General features: G+C 37.2%; 20 protein-coding genes and 1 riboswitch. Of the genes, 5 read left to right on the top strand and 15 right to left on the bottom strand.

Features of this window, described 5'->3' with window-relative positions:
- Positions 1-86 precede the first annotated feature (86 nt).
- Both ACW2QC_RS10730 and ACW2QC_RS10735 read right to left on the bottom strand, forming a co-directional pair.
- Positions 87-857, bottom strand: a complete 771-nt coding sequence (locus ACW2QC_RS10730; RefSeq protein WP_457543966.1) for a TIGR01457 family HAD-type hydrolase — start codon at positions 855-857, stop codon at positions 87-89.
- Between the two features lie 24 nt (positions 858-881).
- A complete protein-coding gene (locus ACW2QC_RS10735) occupies positions 882-1,322 on the bottom strand; it encodes a DUF86 domain-containing protein (protein ID WP_457543967.1) in 441 nt (146 codons plus the stop codon).
- Between the two features lie 171 nt (positions 1,323-1,493).
- On the opposite strand from ACW2QC_RS10735, the gene ACW2QC_RS10740 reads away from it, so the two are divergent.
- Together ACW2QC_RS10740 and ACW2QC_RS10745 are read left to right on the top strand one after the other, a co-directional pair.
- Positions 1,494-1,775, top strand: coding sequence for an SAV0927 family protein (locus ACW2QC_RS10740; protein WP_457543968.1), 282 nt, complete (start codon positions 1,494-1,496; stop codon positions 1,773-1,775).
- An 84-nt stretch (positions 1,776-1,859) separates the two neighbouring features.
- Positions 1,860-2,147, top strand: coding sequence for a hypothetical protein (locus tag ACW2QC_RS10745; RefSeq protein ID WP_457543969.1), 288 nt, complete (start codon positions 1,860-1,862; stop codon positions 2,145-2,147).
- Positions 2,148-2,199: 52 nt separating this feature from the next.
- On the opposite strand, the gene ACW2QC_RS10750 is transcribed toward ACW2QC_RS10745, so the two are convergent.
- The gene (locus tag ACW2QC_RS10750; protein ID WP_457543970.1) at positions 2,200-2,475 is read right to left on the bottom strand and encodes a YutD family protein; all 276 of its coding nucleotides are present in this window, start codon (positions 2,473-2,475) and stop codon (positions 2,200-2,202) included.
- 158 nt (positions 2,476-2,633) lie between these two features.
- On the opposite strand from ACW2QC_RS10750, the gene ACW2QC_RS10755 reads away from it, so the two are divergent.
- Positions 2,634-3,203: a YhcN/YlaJ family sporulation lipoprotein gene (locus ACW2QC_RS10755; RefSeq protein ID WP_457543971.1), complete on the top strand. Its 570-nt coding sequence runs from the start codon at positions 2,634-2,636 to the stop codon at positions 3,201-3,203.
- A 153-nt stretch (positions 3,204-3,356) separates the two neighbouring features.
- Positions 3,357-4,313 (top strand): M23 family metallopeptidase, encoded by a 957-nt coding sequence (locus tag ACW2QC_RS10760; RefSeq protein WP_457543972.1) that lies wholly within the window; start codon positions 3,357-3,359, stop codon positions 4,311-4,313.
- A 49-nt stretch (positions 4,314-4,362) separates the two neighbouring features.
- Here the strand turns inward: ACW2QC_RS10760 and ACW2QC_RS10765 are convergent, their stop codons facing one another.
- From ACW2QC_RS10765 to ACW2QC_RS10800, 8 genes are all read right to left on the bottom strand, one after another.
- Positions 4,363-4,476: a methionine/alanine import family NSS transporter small subunit gene (locus ACW2QC_RS10765; protein ID WP_457543973.1), complete on the bottom strand. Its 114-nt coding sequence runs from the start codon at positions 4,474-4,476 to the stop codon at positions 4,363-4,365.
- A 1-nt stretch (position 4,477) separates the two neighbouring features.
- Positions 4,478-6,010 carry a sodium-dependent transporter gene (locus ACW2QC_RS10770; protein ID WP_457543974.1) on the bottom strand — a complete coding sequence of 511 codons (1,533 nt, stop codon included), beginning with the start codon at positions 6,008-6,010 and terminating at the stop codon, positions 4,478-4,480.
- A 243-nt stretch (positions 6,011-6,253) separates the two neighbouring features.
- Positions 6,254-7,804, bottom strand: a complete 1,551-nt coding sequence (locus ACW2QC_RS10775; RefSeq protein WP_457543975.1) for a Na+/H+ antiporter NhaC family protein — start codon at positions 7,802-7,804, stop codon at positions 6,254-6,256.
- A 166-nt stretch (positions 7,805-7,970) separates the two neighbouring features.
- Positions 7,971-8,147: riboswitch (Lysine riboswitch) on the bottom strand.
- Between the two features lie 46 nt (positions 8,148-8,193).
- Positions 8,194-8,985: a sporulation protein YunB gene (yunB, locus tag ACW2QC_RS10780; protein ID WP_457543976.1), complete on the bottom strand. Its 792-nt coding sequence runs from the start codon at positions 8,983-8,985 to the stop codon at positions 8,194-8,196.
- A gap of 63 nt (positions 8,986-9,048) precedes the next feature.
- Positions 9,049-10,134 (bottom strand): HD-GYP domain-containing protein, encoded by a 1,086-nt coding sequence (locus ACW2QC_RS10785; protein ID WP_457543977.1) that lies wholly within the window; start codon positions 10,132-10,134, stop codon positions 9,049-9,051.
- Between the two features lie 159 nt (positions 10,135-10,293).
- Positions 10,294-10,596 carry a YunC family protein gene (locus tag ACW2QC_RS10790; RefSeq protein WP_457543978.1) on the bottom strand — a complete coding sequence of 101 codons (303 nt, stop codon included), beginning with the start codon at positions 10,594-10,596 and terminating at the stop codon, positions 10,294-10,296.
- 109 nt (positions 10,597-10,705) lie between these two features.
- Complete coding sequence (locus ACW2QC_RS10795) at positions 10,706-12,109, bottom strand: bifunctional metallophosphatase/5'-nucleotidase (RefSeq protein ID WP_457543979.1); 1,404 nt, start codon at positions 12,107-12,109, stop codon at positions 10,706-10,708.
- Positions 12,110-12,121: 12 nt separating this feature from the next.
- The gene (locus ACW2QC_RS10800) at positions 12,122-12,937 is read right to left on the bottom strand and encodes a sulfite exporter TauE/SafE family protein (RefSeq protein ID WP_457543980.1); all 816 of its coding nucleotides are present in this window, start codon (positions 12,935-12,937) and stop codon (positions 12,122-12,124) included.
- A 179-nt stretch (positions 12,938-13,116) separates the two neighbouring features.
- On the opposite strand from ACW2QC_RS10800, the gene ACW2QC_RS10805 reads away from it, so the two are divergent.
- The gene (locus ACW2QC_RS10805) at positions 13,117-14,511 is read left to right on the top strand and encodes a hypothetical protein (protein WP_457543981.1); all 1,395 of its coding nucleotides are present in this window, start codon (positions 13,117-13,119) and stop codon (positions 14,509-14,511) included.
- A gap of 59 nt (positions 14,512-14,570) precedes the next feature.
- Here the strand turns inward: ACW2QC_RS10805 and sufB are convergent, their stop codons facing one another.
- The 4 genes from sufB to sufD form a co-directional block, all read right to left on the bottom strand.
- Complete coding sequence (gene sufB / locus ACW2QC_RS10810) at positions 14,571-15,968, bottom strand: Fe-S cluster assembly protein SufB (RefSeq protein ID WP_457543982.1); 1,398 nt, start codon at positions 15,966-15,968, stop codon at positions 14,571-14,573.
- 99 nt (positions 15,969-16,067) lie between these two features.
- Entirely contained in the window at positions 16,068-16,502 is a 435-nt protein-coding gene (gene sufU, locus ACW2QC_RS10815) for a Fe-S cluster assembly sulfur transfer protein SufU (protein WP_457543983.1), read from the bottom strand.
- Positions 16,492-17,712 (bottom strand): cysteine desulfurase, encoded by a 1,221-nt coding sequence (locus ACW2QC_RS10820; RefSeq protein ID WP_457543984.1) that lies wholly within the window; start codon positions 17,710-17,712, stop codon positions 16,492-16,494. Before ACW2QC_RS10820 ends, sufU begins: the two co-directional genes overlap by 11 nt.
- On the bottom strand, positions 17,712-19,019 hold the full coding sequence (gene sufD / locus ACW2QC_RS10825; protein ID WP_457543985.1) for a Fe-S cluster assembly protein SufD: 1,308 nt from the start codon (positions 19,017-19,019) through the stop codon (positions 17,712-17,714). Before sufD ends, ACW2QC_RS10820 begins: the two co-directional genes overlap by 1 nt.
- Positions 19,020-19,025: the final 6 nt, after the last annotated feature.

The following is a 19,025-nucleotide window of genomic DNA, read 5'->3' on the forward strand; positions in this document are numbered from 1 at the left end:
AGGAGTGGCTTATCCGGCCTGTGAATAGATTAGAGCCAAATTTTACTTCCTTACTTTTAAAAGGGAGTGCTGAACTGCACTCCCTTTTATATTCTCTCCATCCATTCCCCTAAATGCTGTACATGATAGGTTGGCTTCTTGTCCAGTTTTGGAAAATCTTCATATGGGGTTACACCGGTAAAGACCATTAATGTATCAACCCCCGCATGAATGCCCGCAAGAATATCGGTGTGATAATTGTCTCCAACCATTAATGTTTGATCTTTTGAACTCCCAAGCGAGGTTAGTGCCTCATCCATTATAATGTTTTCGGGCTTGCCAATAAAAACCGGCTCCTTACCAGTACTTACTGTTATAACAGAAGTAATGGCACCATTTCCCGGAACTAGACCACGCTCAGTAGGAATTGCTACATCGCTATTCGTTGAAATAAACTGTGCCCCATTACGAATTGCCAAACACGCTTTTGCCAACTTTTCATAATTAACGTTCCGATCAATTCCTACAACAACAAAATCAACTGCTTCATCTGTTATCGTCATATTTTCTTTTTCTAATGCATCACACAGGCCTTCTTCACCAATAACAAAACAGTGAGCAGCCTCTTTTTGTCGTTTAATGTACCTTGCTGTAGCCATACTGGAGGTGAAAATGCGCTCTGGAACCGCCTTAATCCCCATATTCTGTAACTTTTCCGCAACCTGTATCTGTGTCTTAGCTGAATTATTAGTTAAAAATAAGTGAGGGATTTCTTTTTGATATAACGCTTCAATAAATTCAGCAGCTGCTTCTATCCGCTCGTTTCCACGGTACATTGTCCCATCCAAATCAATCAAATAAGCGTTATAATTACTCACATATGTGCCTCTTTTCTTTCTGTTTCATTGCTCGTTGGAAAATGCATTTGCCACACCTAATTCATTATCAAGGTAATGTCTTACATATGAACCAAATTGCTCTAAAACAGGTACATTATCCAAAACGGTGTTACTTAATTGTTCATGGTTGATGGTTGTATATTCTTTCACAACCATTTTCCGTAGTTGAATCATTTTCTTATATGCAGCTTCATCTTCTTTAGGTATTACTTTTTCATCAATTAAAATATCAATGATGTCATCAAAACTCCCTGGATCGCGCATGATAAAACCATCAATCATCATATTTCCAACATCAAGCATTGACTCAATGATCATATGAGCAATACGTTCCAAACCAAGCTTTTCCATAAAAGAAGCAAAAGAATGGTGTTTTACTTCTTCCAATAAACTTTCCATATATGTAAGTGTCTGCTCAATTTTACTACGATCAACAAAATACATTTTCCCTAACCTCCAATTGTGCATGTAAGAATACTATATCATATTTCAAATGAACGATTAAACAAAACGTGATATAGTGAAACAAATGCTTTTAAATCTAGGCTGTTTTCTAAAAGATTTTTGTTTTCGAAAAATATCTAAGCATGCAGGAATATATGGAGGTGAATTTTATTGGGTACAAATTTTGATTATTTAAGAGATGAAACAGTTAAAAAGCAAGTCCGATATGTTAGTTTTATGGGAAAGTTTCACCGCTACGATTTTGCTTTTATCGATGATAAGGATGATCCAAAGAAAAAAATCGTTATCGACTTACGCAAAAATCACTTCTCCATCTTAAGCAGACAAGATATTGAGAAGCCTGGTGAAATAGAGCACGTTTTTAATGTTACTGAAATGGAGGCAGATGAACTTCGAATCTTTTTAATGGAGATATTTCAAACGAAGAATTAGGTGTTAAGGTGAAAAGATACCAGCAATTGGCATGATGAACCTTTCTTTTTTAGCAAAGGCTATAAACAGAAGGGGTGAATGTTAATGGGAGAAAAGGATAAAAAGAAATATTCGAATTTCTCAAATGTAAATAATATAAAAAACCATTTAATTCCTGAAGAATTTCCTGAGGGTCCAGTTGGTTCGCCTATTAATGAGGACAAGCCCGTAACTACAAGTAAATCAACACCGTGGACGGAACACCAACGCCGTCAGAGTGCATTTGTATATCCTTATAAGGAAATGCATGAGGACTTACCACGACAAACGCCTGGTGCCCACCCGATCCACGATGAACCAGACGATGTTAATCCACAACAGGAAGAACAGTAATTTTATATGATGGAAATCGGCATGACAGCCGATTTCTTTTTTATAAAGGGCTTTATTTATCCACTTTTCTCATTACAAAATAAGCACAGCCAAAATTGCAGTATTCATAAAGATAATCATCCAAGGCACTAATCTTTGTATCAAAAGAAGCTTTGCTGTTTTGATCGTCATAAAACCCTTTTAAACGTAGCTGATCATATCCCCAATCCCCTACAATAAAATCGTACTTTGCTAAAATTTCTGAATAACGATCGTTCAGTACAGACTCTTGAAAAGCATTCTTGATATTCTCGATGATTTCATAATTTTTTCCTTGTATCTCTATCACAGATTTCACCCCACTTACACTATTTATAGTTTATCACATTCAGCCAATCCATAACCAGAAATTTCAAAGTCAACTCTTCATATTACCTGTATGATTTTTTCATGACACCACAAACTATTAGATAAGGGGAGAAATCATTTTGCTTGAGGAGGATAATCATGAAGTGGAAAGTTTTACTACCATCTGCTTTAGCATTGGGCGTTATAACTGGATGCAATGGGACCGATGATGCTGCCAGTGAACAACAGCAAATTGTGAATGAATTGGATCCAGCAAAAGAGCAAGCACCAACGAATGAAGAGATGGATAATAAATTAGGTTATGTTCGCTACAACAAGGATCAACTTAATAACGATACAGAACAAAATCATTCTGTTCGCCTGGATCGAACACAAATGGCTAATACGATTACGCGATTGATTTTGCGAAACGATGGCTTTGATGAAGTAGCAACACTTGTTACCGATGAAGAAGTGCTAATTGCTTATCAAAAAGAAGATGAGCTTGATGAACAAACTGCAGCTGATATCGCAAGTAAAACAGCTAAATCAACAATGCCTGGTTTCTTTGATGTATATGTATCAGATAACACAACACTAATGAATGATATCCAAAGCCTGCATAACTCAAGTACACGAAATAAAAATTATGATAACACGATTGACAAGATTATAGATGAAATGAAAAAATCCCCGCAAGGATCCCGCGACAATACGGAACAACAATAAAAGGGGGTCCCTAATGTGGGGACACCCTTTTTATTCTTTAAGAAAGCATAAAAAAGTTTTGGGAGAAAAAACTTCGGGATCTGCTATAGACGGGCAATGCTGTGTTTTTCCAAAAATACCACACATAGGATTTTGAGGTGACAATACTTGTTTATGAAACGAACTTATTTTCTATCTGTTTTTTGTTTATTTTTTCTGATATTGCCTATTGATCACATTCATTCCGCGGAATCGATCTATAAAAAAAGAATGGCCTTATATGAGAAGACAGAGGCGTTAACACAAATTCCTTGGTACTATATTGCCGCCATTGATCAGTACGAACGCAATATGGAAGATGATTCAGCTTCAGAAAAACTGGTCTCCATTTCTTTTCCAACTGAATTATGGTATGGATTAGGAAATAGTGCCATGATAAAAGATGAATCCACAATCGAATTTTTTAGTGGGGTTGGCAAAGATGGAAATGGAGATAGTAAAGCTAACCCAAACAACCCGGAGGATACCCTGTTTACAATGGCCAATTGGCTTTTGCACTATGGCCCAACAAAAGACGATATAAAGATTGGATTATGGAATTATTACAAACGTGATTTAACAGTTCAAACTATCATGAATACTGCCAAGGTATTTAAAAAGTTCGGCAAGCTTGAATTGAAAACACGAGATTTTCCGGTCTCCATTAAGTACAATTATAGTTACCGCAGTACTTGGGGAGACAGACGGGGATTCGGTGGTGTACGTATCCACGAAGGTACAGATATTTTTGCTGGATATGGTACACCTGTTAAATCAACAACATATGGTGTAATCGAAATGAAAGGTTGGAATTTATATGGCGGCTGGCGTATTGGAATAAGGGATATCAATAATATTTACCATTATTACGGCCATTTGAGTGGGTATGAGGATGATATTCAAGTTGGCCAAGTTGTTAAACCAGGTGATTTACTTGGAAGTGTTGGTTCTACTGGTTATGGACCACCAGGAACATCTGGAAAGTTTCCGCCCCATTTGCATTATGGAATGTATAAAGACAATGGTTACAGTGAATGGTCATTTGATCCGTACCCTTATTTAAGAAAATGGGAGCAAATGGCTAAACAATAATACAAATTTAGAGCCTTTGCTAAATAGCAAAGGCTCTTTTATATAGAATTTAATTAGATTTAGAAGCTTTCGACTTTTTCACAGCATTTGTAATACTTGCTGCAAGGCCGCCCCAAATAATTACCATACCAAGGATCATAACAAAGATAGCTCCACCACTCATATTATTTTGCCTCCTTAGATTCAATTTCCATTTCACTTTCCGATGATGCCCGCCATTTACTTAATGACATTAAGATTCCAATAATTAATGCTGCTGCTGCAACAAACCATCCACTATAAAGAATAAAGAAGTCAGGATATCCTTCATAGTTCCCGTTCGCTGTATCAAACTCTTTTAACAAATTATCTTTAAACAATCCGAACATCATATACCCCAATACAATTGGTGTAATAACACTCAAACTAATCGTCCACCACGAACCTAAGCGAATATCGGAAATTTCATTTGCATGTGTCTTAAATTCGTTAAGTTTGCGTAAGCCCCACGCAACAAAGATGACTTCTACTAGTCCCAGGAACGCTACACCAAATTGATTGATAAAGTAATCGGTAGCATCTAAGAAATTCAATCCACCTCTTGTTGCAAATAACATGGAAATGATTGCTGCTAATCCACCACCAAACAATACAGCTTTCCCTCTGGAAATTTTAAATTTATCAACCAATCCTGCAACATAAGTTTCAGTGATCGACATCAGGGAAGTTAACCCCGCTAAAACAAGTGAAGCAAAGAATAAGAACCCAAACAGCTCATTAAGCGCCGGGAACTGATTAATGATCTGCGGAAATACAACAAAAGCTAATCCTACACCGCCAGCTACCACTTCATCAATCGGAACTCCTTGCTGTGTAGCCATAAATCCAAGTACCGAAAATACCCCGATACCAGCTAGCAATTCGAAGCTGGAGTTTCCAAAACCAGTAATAAATGCATTATTAGTAATATCAGACTTTTTCGGCAAATAACTGGAATACGTAATCATAATCGCAAATGCAATTGACATACTAAAGAATATCTGTCCGTATGCTGCTACCCAAACACTCGGTTCTAAAATTTTATCAAAGTCAGGTGCAAAGAATGCTTCCAGTCCTTCCAATGCACCAGGTAATGTAACCGCCCGAATAACGATAATAAGAAATATAATTACTAATGCCGGAATAAAAATTCGGTTTGCCATTTCTATACCTTTTTTAACACCCTTAAACAATATACCTAAAACTAGGATCCAAACGATGATTAATGGAATAAGTACTCCTGGAACCAAGCCACCAAACTGCCCTGGATCAGCCAATTCTAAATAATCGCCAAACAAAAATCCCTCTGTATCTTCACCCCAGTTTAAATTAAATGAGAAGATAGAATATGATATTGCCCAGGCAATAATCACGGAATAATACGTTGAAATAACAAAAGCGACTAATACAGCCCACCAGCCAACCCATTCCGACTTTTTATTCATTCTTTTGTACGTTAATGGTGCTGAGCCGCGATACTTGTGTCCCATTGTAAATTCCATAATAAGAATAGGAATACCCGCTGTTAATAATGCGAATAAATATGGAATGAAAAATGCTCCCCCACCATTTTCATACGCTACTGACGGAAACCGCCAAATATTACCTAGTCCAACTGCAGAACCTACAGCTGCCATAATAAAACCAGCTCTTGTTCCCCACTGTGATCGAGTTTCCACTTTAAAGACCTCCCCTTTATTTTCCTTCTGCTTGTATTATATGCAAGAAAGGAAATTAAAATCTTTAATATTTTCTGATATTTATACTTGTATTATAACGGTACTTTTTGACTATGTCAAAGAAATATTTTATTTTTCTGTATTGAAAGTATTTTACAAAACAAAAAGCACAAACGTCCCAATTTTAGAAAACAGCCTTTAAGAAATAACCCCTTCATCCTTTTAGAATGAAGGGGTTATTTCTTAATTGTTTGCCTTGGTTTTCACCATAAATTGGAAAAGTAACCCAATCGCAATGATGACAATTATAGTGGCCAATAATGCTAACCAAATTTGATTTGTCCATCCAACAAGTAAATATCCTATACCAGCAGCTAAAGCAACAACTAGTGCATATGGCAATTGCGTTAACACGTGATCAATATGATTCACACCTGCTCCTGTTGAGGATAAAATCGTTGTATCTGAAATAGGTGAACAATGATCACCAAACACAGATCCAGCTAGAACGGCTGCTAAGGCAGGGAGTAACATACTTGCATCAGTCAGCACAGCAACCTCTGCTGCAATCGGAAGCATAATGCCAAATGTTCCCCAGGAAGTACCTGTTGCTAAGGCCATAAATCCAGAAATAATAAAGAATAAAAATGGAAGCAATGTCGGACTGATGGAAGCATCATTTACAAGCTGTGCTAAATAATCCCCTGTTTCCAATGTTCCAATTACCGAACCAATCATCCAAGCCATTATTAAGATATAAATAGCTGGAAGCATTGTCTTTATTCCTTCAAAAATAACGTTAATCAAATTTGCCCTCGGTTCACTTTGCCGTATGTGGAAGATAAAAGCAGATGCAACTGATATTAGTCCACCAACAAACAGGGATAAGTTAACGTTTGTATTAGCAAAAATAGTCAATATTGTAGCATTATCACTGGCCTGTATTCCGGTGATTATCATCATTCCAACAGTTCCCACAACCAAAATGAGGATAGGGACAAGTAAATGATATATTCTTCCATTTTTATGTGGTTCGAATGTTTCCTTCAAATCTCCAGGTACTTTTACGTCTGGATTAACAACCTCTCCTGTATCAATTGCACGTTTTTCATGTTTACGCATTGGGCCAAAATCGATTCTCATGTATGCTGTCAGAAATACAAAAAGTAGTGCTGCTAATGCATAGAAATTATAAGGAATCATTTTCACAAAAGCTTCTAACGGTTGTATATCTGTTATTTCATTTGCCGCCAACAAGCTTCCAAGTAAACCGATGATATAGGCCCCCCAACTGGAGATTGGAGAAATAACGGTTACAGGAGCAGACGTTGAATCGATAAAATAGGCCAATTTAGCCCGGGATATTTTGTGTCTATCTGTTAACGGTCGAGCAATTTGTCCGACGGCTAATGCATTAAAATAATCATCAATAAAAACAATAATTCCAAAGATAGCGGTCATCACTTGAGCACCAGTTCTTGTTTTCACACGCTTAATCATCCATTCACCAAAGGCCCGACTACCACCAGACGCTGTTAAAAAAGCGGTCATAATTCCTAAAAATAACAAGAAACATAATAACAATATGTTTCCCGTATTTAACGAGCCATCTACAACAAAAATCGCGTAAAAAGTTTGCCAAATTTCTTCAATCGAAGCCATGATATTAAAATCATGAATAAATAATGCTCCAACAACAATTCCTACTCCCAATGATAGTAGGACTTTTCTTGTAAGTAAGACTAAAACGAGCATAAGTAGTGCGGGAATTAATGAGTAAATTGTTCCTTCCATAATTGCTACCTCCATTTATAATAACTCGCACATAGAGATACGCCACAAAATAAGAGGAACTTAGCTTCATGTCCCTTTTGGCAACTAATTCCAGCCAAAAAACACAAAAAAGCAACGATAGAAAATAACCTACCATTGCTCTAAAAAGTATACGTTATCCTCCATTTCGATCAGTAGTTCTCCATGCATTCCGATAAGCATGACAGTACATCCTTTGTTCAAAGATATACCAGCAATAATAAGTCTGACCCTTATTACACTTCGGCAAACAATCCTTTGGTCAATCATCATCGTTGTCATTCTCCAATTGACTACTAATCTCATTTGCACCTCTACCTCACCGATCTGATAAGGTTAAATTATTTAATTATTATCTTAACTATACTAGATTATTTATCGTCTTGCAAGTCCTTTTCAAAGTCATCTTTCGGGATTGATATGGACGGATTATTATTTCCTCCCTCACCATAAAAATCTGGAACACCCAAATTAATCACTCCTGAAGTTGCATATACATCTGTACTGACTTTTTTTACACCTGTTGAAAATGGTATAACAATTTGAACTTCCGCTTCAACATGAATATATACTTTAATTAGCGCACTATTAATCCCAAATCCCTCTATATCATGAACAACATCGGTCTTTACATTACCAACGAGTTCTAAATTAACGGGAATTTTTGGTCCTAAGTTGGCAAAAATGGTATTACCCGTTGCCTGACCTAAAGGAATTTCCACTACCGTTGGATCCTCGGTACTCTTTTCTTCAGCTGTATCACCATAGTCTAGATCTAAATTTTCTTGCTCCTCCGGTGGTATTTCGCCACTGTTCATTCGTTTAAAGAATTCCTCCACTCGATCCGTTGCATAACGATTAATTTCATTGACTGCAGCAGAATTAAATTTCCAGGAAGTGATATCACCATTTTCATTCTGCGTAACATCCGTTACATCTTGAAATTCATAACTTTCGGCAAATTTAACAGCTGCGTTTATCGCCCTTGTTGCAAATGCAGTTGTTTTTGTTTCTGCAACATCCATTAATGTTGGTTTAATTCCTTTATCAACTATTACAAAACTTAACCAAATCATTAATACAAATAAAATCATGGTAATGACAAAGATGTTCTTTACTGGAGGTGGTGATCGTCTTTTTCTAAAAGCTAGCCGTTTTCTCAATATGAAAACCCCCCTAAAACAACTTATGCTTGTTTTAGGGGGGTTAGAATTCCCGATTTTATATTATTTCTGACAAGCTGAAATCGTAACATTAACAACGGAAGCCAAATCCATTTCATAAGGAGTTTCAAGTTTGGTATTATTTTCTTCAACAATTCGAACGATTGGGCGGTCACATAGACTTTTATTTTGTCTGACAACAACACCCTTTCGACCATCGCTTAATTGAACAGACAATCCGTTTGGATAAACCGCGACACTCTTTTTAAAAGCTTCCACCATTTGTTTATCAAATAAGCAAGTTGCACCTGCATAAAGAATTTCTAGTCCTTCATGTGGTAGCATCGCGTCACGGTACACACGATTACTTGTAACAGCATCGAAAACATCAGCAATACCGATTAATTTTGCATATTTATGAATGGCATCACCAATAAGTCCTCGCGGATACCCAGAACCATCTAACCGTTCATGGTGCTGATACGCACAATGAGCAATAATAGAAGGAAGATCCGTTTGTTTCCGTAAAAAATCAAAACCTAATTCAGTATGTTGTTTAATCATTTCAAATTCTTCATCGGTTAATTTGCCTGGCTTTTGCAAAATATCCTGATCAATAAATATTTTACCTATATCATGTAACATCGCACCAGTACCTATTTCAGATAATTCTTTTTTGGTGAGATTAAGTTCCGTACCAATAGCCAATGAGTAAATTGTAACATTTAAGGAATGCTGAAAAATATAATCATCTGTAATAAAAATATCTGCAAGTAATGATAATGTTTCTTTGCGATTTAGAATTTCGTTCATGATCTTATCAACAATTGATGTTAATTGTGTTCCCTGTTTTTCAAAAATAAATGAGCGATTCTTAACTCCATCCTGCTTAACCTCAGAAAATATCGTTTTAATAGTGTCCGAGGCTTCTTTCCGAAGAGTTTCCGAAATAACTGGTTCAACTTGTACATCGGCAGTTATATCATCTTCTATATAAATATAGGTGATTCCTTGATTTAGAAGACGATTAATCATTCTTTCCGTTAAAGCTAATCCTTTTTGAATCAACACTTGTCCATTATCATTATAAATTGTTTGTCCAAGTATTGTTCTAGGTTTAACCGATTTCGTACTAGTAAGTCTCATCATGATCTCCTAACTTTTGACTATTCGGCAAATTCCGCCTCGATTCGACATATGTATATAAAAAAAGAATAACAAACTTTTGGTAATATTTCTAGAAAGACGTTAACTTTATCACAATGATCCCATATAAAACATGCCTTCCAACCTGGAAGACATGTTTGTTTATGATATTTTCATCAGTGCATCTCTTCCAATCATGCCCGATTTCCAGCCATAAGCTTTTGATGCATCCGTTATTTTCTCGAGTGGTGCATGTAGCAAATCATCAATTGTTTTGACACCTACAGCCCGTGCTGCGATTACTTTCCGTTCTGCCAATACATCATTTAATACATCCACATCTAGGGCTCCACACATAATGTAACCAATCTCATTTGAAATCATTAACAAGTTCGTCTTTGGTAGTTCTACTGTTATTGCTGTAAAAAACATACCATCAATCTCTAATGGATTAACCGTAATCATTCACCCATGCCTCCTTCTTGCCTCACACTACATCGTATTCACGGGGCTTGGGCAATGTCACTTGATTACATGGACGTTCCATCGGCCAAAAGAATTGGTTAAGCCATTATTAGTTAGCAAAGTCATGGCGCAATGTATAAGCGAGCAAATCACGCAAAAACTCCGGCAAGAAATATTTCTTCGTTTCCGATTTTGCTACTTCTGGCAATAATCGGCCAAACGTAAATGTATCAGCAACAGCTACCGAATAAATTCGATCAGGATCAAGTTGCTCATGGTTAAAGGTAACTTCTTTTACAGATTCGTGACCATCTTTGTGCATAGTCGTATCAATTTCTAACCCCGAAAAAATCATCCTCCCAATTACTTCACCACGGAAACCAAAACCTTTTAATTTTAGCTCCATTAATTCCTTCGTAAAAGAAGCGCGAACCACTTCTATAAGTTCATCACCATTTAATTCTACAACACAAGGATTAATTGGATGTGGACATATACGATGGATGTCTTGATACGTAATGTCTCCTTTTTCAAGGCGATCAAGTAAAACACCTGCGTTTAACATGGCACAATCTGCCTCTGTCCAGTTTTTCATTGTATCCGTTAGTTTCTGCATCATTTCCGTTTCCTGAAACCACTTAACCTCTATTGTTTCGTTCAACGATATAACTGTCTGACCTAAGAGAATGTCCGCTCTTTCAGACAGTTCATGCACCATTTTTTCAGTTGAATGGTCCTTCTCCAAATGCGTAACATCCGCCGTGTAAGCCTCTTTTGCAACCAGCTTATTGTTTGTGTGGTCCCAGGTTAGGATTACCTCACCAACAAAAGCGCAGTGCTTTCCTGCAGCTGTAATAATTGTGTTATTAATCGTTTCACCTGTACGTAATAAGTGATGGGTATGTCCACCGATAATAACATCAATATCATTGAAGCGCCTTGCTATTTCTTGATCTTCACTAATTCCTAAATGCGATAACAAAACAATAACATCTGCTGATTGTTTTACTGATTGAATATATGCTTCTAACGTTTCATATGGATCAGAAACATGCCATTGTAGCAATTCATAATAAGCATTAAACGGTGCAGTAAGTCCAATTAACCCGATCCTCACACCATTGATCGATTGAAAGTGAACAGCAGGCTTAAGCCATTCAGGTTCTTTTTCCGACTCCATTGTGTTATGTAAATTAGCACAAACCACTTGAAAATCGGCTTCATCATAAAGTTCAGATAAGTCGTCATGCGCTAAAGTGATTCCTTCGTTATTACCAATCGTTGCAACATCATAACCCACTTCATTCATTAATGCTACATTCGCCTTTCCCATAAACGCCTCGGCAATCGGATGAACACGGTCCACATGATCCCCAATATCAAACAGCCAGCAAGATTCATGATCCGCTATTTTTGACGCTTTAGCCTTTTTTAGAAAACCAGCAACTCTCGGCCATTGTTCAAAATTGCTATGTAAATCATTTGTATAGTAAAAATAGATTTTTTCCTCCATGTTTCATTCCCCTTAAGATAAACCTTCTAATATCAAGCGAAATCCAATGATAACAAGTAATATACGTAATATCCACTCCAGTATATTTCCTTTTAATCGCTGATTTGCCCAAGCCCCGATCATTCCACCAATCCATGCACCTGGTATGAAGAAGAAAACATGCTCCCAGGAAACATGTCCAAGTACGATATGGGTGCTTGCACTAATTATACTTATAAACACGATCATAAACATCGATGTAGCAGTTGCGATATGCATTGGTATGCCAAACAATATGATCATGGCTGGTACCATAATGGATCCGCCACCAATGCCAAATAAACCGGATAACATTCCAACGATCAACGAAAGTATAAATGCAGACCAAAATGAAACAGTATATTGATATGTTTCTCCATCTACCTTGAATGTTCGCTTGTTTTTGTTATTCCCATCTACTGTTGATTTTGGCCTTCGTTTTATTAAAAATAATAGGGACAAAGCTACCATTAGAATTCCGAAATATACAGAAAAATGTTCTGCATTAATGTACTGATTTAACCAAGAGCCAAAAATGCCACCTGGGATACTGCCTGCTAAAAATAACAGACCTGTTTTATAATCAACGCGCCCCTTTTTGAAATAAGAAATGGATGAGGATAATGCCGTAACAACCATCACAACTAAAGAAATGCCAACAATTATTTGCGGTGTTGCCCAGGCGAACATGTCCGAATAATGATATAAAAATAATAAACTCGGAATTAATATAATGCCACCACCGAGGCCAATTAAACTTCCAACAAAAGCTGTGATCACACCGATTAATATACAAATAATGTAAACCAATAATAAAACCTCATCTCTAAAACACTAGCTACAATCGAAGCAAAAACTCCCTTACACAATACTAGCATTGATTTACAACGAATCCCAACCTTATACTCACGACTTGGTTATTCTAATTAATCATCCGTGTAGAATAGCTATATATATGTTATCATGGGAATGAGACGAGGAGGCAAAACATGACAAACCAATTTCCAATACGGCTAAACAAGAAAAATTTGGATTTAACTCCATATAAAATGGCGATGTACCGGCAAGCTAAAATTATCATAGCAACTGATGTCCAACAAAATCATTTTTATTTGTTCTTCTATAAAAATAATTTTCTTACTGGAGCCAAAGCCAACAACATAAATGATGATTCTTTCATCCATCGTGCCTTTTCAAAGGGAATTGTTTTTGATGGATTTCACCCCATTACTACGAAGCTAATTAAAAGGCAAAAAACAATCACATGTATCAGCCTTAAGCAACTTTATAATAAGGTCCAGCATAAGTACTCTCCAATTGAAACCGTCTATATCTTCACATTCTTTGATTCTTTTCTATCACAAGAAACCATTCAAGAATTATTAAAACAAGTCTATAATCACTATCGCCGGGATGGAAAAATGAATGCCGCATACCAATTGCTGACCATGTATCAGCACTATGATGATACATATAATTTTGCCAATGATATGTTACACAATATCGCACAGTTTCATTCACATCAACCACAAAATGATGATGAACACACAAATTACGTCAAGGATCCAACCAATTCTGAAATATATTATTTCGACCACTTCTTTCAGACTGATGTATTTTCATTACTAATTCAAATGTATAAAGACCAAAATCGTTGGTTGGATGAGCTCATTATTCGAATCCACTTGCTAACCAATCAATTTACCTCAGAGAATTTTGCAAACATACAAGAGCTATTAGAGGAATTTAATAATGAAGAACAGCTTTACATTTTAAAATCACTGGATAGTGAAAATAATAAACACACAAATTTGCAGGATGTTCTATTCGCGAGCTTAGTTGACGCAAAAAATGCTAACGAAATTGTTCGATTTGTCATCACCCATGATTACAGACCACAACCAGATCAACTATCAAAAATCGCAGCCAGTATGAAAAAAGCTGATAACGCGATCTTTCCTGACTTGTTTCATCAGTCGAACAGCAGCTTAATTCAATTATTTGCCACTGACCATAAACTGTTAGATAATGCCTGCACAAGATTCGTATCAACTTTTCTAGCGCATTACTCACTGGAACAAATCCAAAACTGGTTTATCCCATTCCATGAGGCGAATATTCACCTTCCAATCGAACAAAAGATAACAAAACTAAAGGCATTAGAAAATGACCCCGACCAGCAGCTTCCATTAGGGAAAATATATTTAGAATTCAATCAAGTAGGAAAGGCAATTGATTGTTTTAAATGGGAAATGGAACTAACTCCCGAGAACCCAGAACCGGTTAAGTTGTTGGCGAATGTCTATAAACAGGCCGGAAATGAAGAGGAAGCCTATATTTATCAGCAATTATTGATTCAATTGAAAAAGGATAATGTGAGTTAATCATTTGGATAGAAACAAAAAGGGTGGTCCTAATTAGGGACCACCCTTTTTCGTGTTTTTTAACCAATTGAACCTTCCATTTCAAATTTGATAAGTCGGTTCATTTCAACTGCATATTCCATTGGTAGCTCTTTTGTAAATGGCTCGATGAAGCCCATTACGATCATTTCTGTTGCTTCCTCTTCGGTAAGCCCTCTGCTCATCAAGTAGAATAATTGTTCTTCAGAAACTTTCGATACCTTTGCCTCATGTTCTAGTGAAATATTATTATTATACACTTCATTGTAAGGGATTGTATCTGAAGTTGACTCATTATCCATAATTAATGTATCACACTCAACATTTGCTCGAGCATTTTCTGCTTTACGTCCAAAATGAACTAGCCCGCGATAGTTTACTTTACCACCATGCTTAGAGATAGATTTTGAAACAATTGTCGATGACGTGTTTGGTGCCAGATGGTGCATTTTTGATCCGGCATCTTGAACTTGACCACGACCTGCAATTGCGATGGATAGTGTATTCCCGCGAGCACCTTCACCTTTTAAGAGAACAGCAGGATACTTCATCGTTAATTTAGATCCAATATTACCATCGATCCATTCCATTGTTGCATTTGCATCACATGTTGCACGTTTTGTAACAAGATTATAGACATTATTAGCCCAGTTTTGAATCGTTGTATAACGGCAATAAGCATCTTTATGAACAAAGATTTCAACAACCGCACTGTGTAAACTATTCGTTGTATACGTTGGTGCTGTACAGCCTTCCACATAATGGACAGATGCACCTTCATCAACAATAATTAGTGTACGTTCAAATTGGCCCATATTTTCCGAGTTAATCCGGAAATATGCTTGTAATGGTGTTGTTGTTTCGACACCTTTTGGAACATAGATAAATGATCCTCCAGACCATACTGCTGAGTTCAGTGCAGCAAACTTATTATCTGTTGCTGGAATAACTTTACCGAAATACTCTTTGAAAAGTTCTTCGTTTTCCTGCAATGCTCTGTCTGTATCCTTAAAAACAATCCCTAGTTCAGCAAGATCTTCTTTCAAACTCTGGTAAACAACTTCTGACTCATATTGCGCAGAAACACCAGCTAGATATTTTTGTTCTGCTTCTGGAATACCCAATTTATCAAAAGTTTGTTTTATTTCATCTGGTACTTCATCCCAAGACTTTCCTTGTCGTTCAGACGGCTTAACGTAGTAAACTATTTCATCAAAATTCAATTCAGAAAGATCTCCACCCCATTGTGGCATTGGTCGCTTATAAAAGTGATCCAATGCTTTAAGACGGTAGTCCAACATCCATTGCGGTTCATTTTTCATCCTGGAAATTTCTTTTACTACGGCAGGTGTCAAACCACGTTCTGTACGGAAAATAGAGACGTCTTTATCATGAAATCCATATTTATATTCTTCCATTTCTGGTACTTCTTTAGCCATGTTAAAAACCTCCTTATAATATTATCCCATCATCCTTTGGTAACATACAGCACCAGGAATTCCTACTAACTTATCCACAGTGCATAAGATTATTACCGGCTATTCTTCATGAACACCTTTTTCCATTGCTTTCCATGCAAGGGTGGCACATTTAATCCGAGCAGGAAATTGTGAAACACCTTGCAATGCTTCTATATCGCCAAAATCCACTTCTTCTGCATCAATGTCTTCGCCGAGCATCATGTTGGAGAACGTTTTCGACATGTTTAATGCATCATGGATATGTTTCCCTTTAATTGCCTGTGTCATCATAGATGCAGATGCCATACTGATTGAGCAACCCTCTCCATCGAATTTAGCATCCTTGACGACTCCATCTTCAACTTGCAATTGAAGCTGAATTCGATCACCACAAGTCGGATTATTCATATCGACTGTTAATGCGTCACCTTCTACAGCGCCCTTATTCCGTGGATTTTTATAATGATCCATAATTACTTTTCTGTATAGTGTATCAAGGTTACTAAAAGACATCACCAAAATACTCCTTCGTTTTCAAAAGTCCATCTACCAAATGATCGATATCTTCTTCGGTGTTGTATAAATAAAAGCTAGCCCTCGCCGTTGCAGTTACATTTAACCATTTCATCAGCGGTTGGGCACAATGATGACCAGCGCGCACTGCGATCCCCTCAGCATCAAGTGCAGTAGATGCATCATGTGGGTGTACATCATCTAGGTTAAACGTTACAAGTGCTGCACGTTTTTCTGGACCGTAGATCGAAATACCATCGATTGTCCGAAGTTTTTCCAACGCGTAATCAGCCAATTTGTGTTCGTGGGCTGTTATATTTTCCATGCCAACTTCATTTAAAAAGTCGATCGCAGCCCCAAGACCGATAGCGCCTGCAATAATCGGTGTACCACCTTCGAATTTCCATGGGAGCTCTTTCCAAGTAGAATCGTAAAGGTTAACGAAATCAATCATTTCACCACCGAATTCAACTGGTTCCATGTTTTCAAGAAGTTCACGTTTCCCGTACAACACCCCAATACCTGTTGGCCCACACATTTTATGACCAGAAAATGCGTAGAAATCACAATCCATGTCCTGTACATCAACTTTCATATGTGGAGCGCCCTGTGCACCATCAACAAGAATAACAGCACCATGTTGATGGGCAATTTGCGCAATATCTTTTACGGGATTTATTGTTCCTAGTACATTCGATACATGTGCAACAGCAACTATTTTTGTGTTGTCTGTTATTTCTTCCCGAACATCAGCCAAATCAATTGTACCATCTGCCTGTAATGGCAAATACTTCAATGTTGCCCCAGTTGCCTTTGCCGCTTGTTGCCATGGAATAATATTACTATGGTGTTCCATTGGTGTGATCAATATTTCATCCCCAGCACTTAAATTACTGCGAGCATAACTATAAGCAACCGTATTAATTGATGTTGTTGTTCCGCGAGTGAAGATCACTTCAGCTGTACTTGACGCGTTAATAAAACGACGAACTTTTTCTCGGGCCCCTTCATATTTTTCTGTTGCCCTTGTGCCAAGTGTATGAACGCCGCGGTGAACATTGGAATTATCCTGTTTGTAATAAGCCTCAAGCGATTCAATAACGGATACTGGCTTTTGTGAAGTTGCTGATGAATCTAGGTAGACTAATGGATGTCCATTCACTTCCTGATTTAAAATAGGAAACTGCTGCCTTATGGCTTTTACATCCATTAGTAAACCTTCCTTTCAATTACTCGTGTAAGTTGCTCTTTTACAGAGGCAATCGGCAATTGATTTACAACCGGAGCTAAGAAGCCATGTATAATCAAGCGCTCAGCTTCAACTTTTGAGATTCCACGACTCATCAAATAGTACATTTGTAACGGATCGACACGGCCAACTGATGCAGCGTGACCAGCCATTACATCATCTTCTTCAATTAATAATATCGGGTTTGCATCTCCACGTGCCTTTTCACTTAACATTAACACGCGTGATTCTTGCTCAGCATTTGATTTTGATGCACCATGTTCGATTTTCCCAATACCATTAAAAATAGTTGTTGCACTTTCTTTCATAACACCATGTTGTAAAATATAACCTTCTGATTGTTTACCAAAGTGAACGATTTTAGATGTGAAATTCTGTGTTTGCTTACCGCGTCCAACTGTTACAGCTTTCGCGTTAGCATTTGAATTGTCGCCAACTAAATGGGTAACATTCTCCGAAACGGTATTTCCTTCATTCATTTGACCTAAAGCCCAATCAATTGTAGCATCTCGATATGCAACACCACGACGATTCACGTATGTTGTCGTTCCTTCGGCAAAGTTATCCACTGCTCCAAATGATACTTTTGCATTATTGTGGGCAACGACTTCTGTAACAATGTTTGCTACTGTCTGTTCTGCTTGGTTATGCGAGACGTAATTTTCCACGTATGTTAATGAACTATTATCGTCAGCTACAACCAACACATGGTTAAACATTGCGGCTTCCGGATCCTCCTGCCAAAAGATAGCATGTAAAGGAACATCTAATTGAACATTTTTCGGTACATATACGAAAATCCCACCGTTCATTAGTGCTGCATGTAATGCTGTTAAACGATGTTCATCAATTGACACTGCATCTTTCATATAATAGCGTTTCACTAAATCTTCATATTCGCTTAATGCAGTAAAAATATCTGTGAAAATAACACCTTTTTTCTTTAGTTCTTCACTTAATGCTGCATATGCTACAGTGTGATTTCGTTGTATTAATAGGTTTTCCGATTTATTTTCATTGTCTAGGAAATCCTGAATTTCCGTTGGTAATTCATCCAATGATGCGATTTTTTCACCTTGCGCATTATGTTTAAACTGACTAAAATTCCATTTACCTATTCGTGTTTTGTCAGGTTTAGGCATTTCAATTGTATCAGCTTGCTCTAAAGCTTGAAGGCGTAAATTCCGCATCCATTCTGGTTCATTTCTGTCTTGTGAAAACTGATTGATATAATCCTGATCGTATGGCAGCTTTGTTTCAACAGTCATTTTACC

This window comes from Virgibacillus sp. FSP13 (assembly GCF_054048505.1).